Genomic DNA, 1,577 nt, shown 5'->3' with positions numbered 1-1,577 from the left:
TTGCCGACCTGCCCCCGGCGCCGCCCCTGCCCTCCTCCGGCGCGGAGCGGGTGCAGCGGGTGTTCCCGCCGTTCCCCGGGGCCACGATGGTGCCCATGGGCCGGCTGGAGACGAACGGCAGCCCCATGGAGATGGGCTACTTCGAGACGGACCACCCGCCGAGCGAGGTGCTGGAGTTCTACGCCCGCGAGTTCCGCCTGCGGGGCCGCGACATCGTCACGCAGGAGGACGGCGCGGGCGGCGGCGCGGTGAACTACTACGACGCGAAGCTGGGCGCGCTGGTGTCCGTCACCACGATCCGCTCCGGGGGCGCCATGCCGCGCACGCTCGTCTTCCCCTCGCTCGTCGAGGCCCCCGAGGGCATCCACCTGCAGGGCACCGCGCCCGCCTCGCTGCCCCAGCCTCCGGGCGCGGTGACGGTGCTGCGCGTGGACGAGCGGGGCTCCGGCGCCACGGCGGGCAGCACCACGCTCACCCAGGTGGCGCACGGCACGCCCCAGATGCTCATGGCCTTCTACCGCGAGCAGCTTCCCGCGCGAGGCTACGCGGTCATGGACAGCCGTTCGGCGCGCGGCGTGGAGCTGCTCGAGTTCCAGCGCCCCGGGGAGCGGCTGTCGCTGTCGCTGTCGCCCGTCAACAAGGACGGCCTCCCGGAGTCCCTCATCACGCTCGTCATCGAGCGTGCCCCCCTTCCTCCTCCCCAGGAGTCGAACCGATGAACGGATGGATGTCGCGTGGCTACCGGTGGATGCGGCGGCCCCGCTCGCGCGGTCAGGCCATGGCGGAGTTCACGCTGCTGCTCATGGTGCTGCTCATCGGCACCGGGGCCATCACCACGTTCGCGCCGGAGATGTTCGCGGCGCTCACCATCTACATCCGCGGCTTCTACTGCGTGCTGGGCTACCCCTTCGGCTGAGGCGGCCTCAGGGGCCCGGCACACGGGGCAGCGCGAGCGGAACGGACCCCAGCGAGGGACGGGCGCCCGTGCCGGCGCGGACCGCGGACCAGCTCGATTCATTGTCGCGCAGGGACTCCACGCCGAACACGGGCACCTTCGCGGACGTCACCACCGTCATCGTCTGGCCGGACTCCAGGCGGAAGGTCTGCTCGCGGGCCTTGCCGGCGAAGGGGCCGGCCTTGAGCTCGGTGTCGCGCTGGCGCACGGGCACGCCGCGCAGCGCGGAGTGGTCCGCGAGGAGGTCCACGGGGATGGAGATGGGGGTGTTGGACGGCATGGAGATGGCCAGCCGCTCCACCAGGGGGCGCGCGGTGCCGGCGCGGGAGACCCAGACGATGATGAGGACGCGGGGCGACGTCTGGTAGTCCAGCTCCACCTGGAACAGCGTGTCGTGCTCGCGGGGCGTTTCGCCCACCACGGCGGCTCGCACCGGGAAGGTCCCCTGCTTCGAGTGGAAGGTGTACTCCACCCACGTGCCCACGACGGGCTGGAGCTGGCCGTAGAGCAGCGGGGGCGGCACCAGGGCGCGCGCTTCGGCCAGGCGCTCGGGGGCGATGGGCGGATCGCCCGGGGACGAGGTCCCGGCATCGGTGGGCGAGGCAGTCGCCAGGGGCTGCAC

General features: G+C 72.9%; 3 protein-coding genes. 2 read left to right on the top strand and 1 reads right to left on the bottom strand.

Annotation, left to right across the window (positions count from 1 at the left end; all coding sequences use genetic code 11):
* Together D7V93_RS42825 and D7V93_RS42820 are read left to right on the top strand one after the other, a co-directional pair.
* Window positions 1-719, top strand: a 719-nt coding sequence (locus D7V93_RS42825) for a hypothetical protein (protein WP_120648657.1), incomplete at its 5' end; no start/stop codon positions are given.
* Window positions 716-916 carry a hypothetical protein gene (locus D7V93_RS42820; RefSeq protein ID WP_120648656.1) on the top strand — a complete coding sequence of 67 codons (201 nt, stop codon included), beginning with the start codon at window positions 716-718 and terminating at the stop codon, window positions 914-916. The genes D7V93_RS42825 and D7V93_RS42820, both read left to right, overlap by 4 nt.
* A 7-nt stretch (window positions 917-923) precedes the next feature.
* Here D7V93_RS42820 and D7V93_RS42815 read toward each other — a convergent pair.
* Window positions 924-1,577, bottom strand: a 654-nt coding sequence (locus D7V93_RS42815; RefSeq protein WP_120648655.1) for a hypothetical protein, incomplete at its 5' end; no start/stop codon positions are given.

The organism is Corallococcus llansteffanensis (assembly GCF_003612055.1).
In the GTDB taxonomy this organism is placed as follows: Bacteria; Myxococcota; Myxococcia; order Myxococcales; family Myxococcaceae; genus Corallococcus; species Corallococcus llansteffanensis.
Note: the sequence above shows the minus strand (reverse complement) of the source record. Positions and strands in the feature narration are given on the sequence as shown.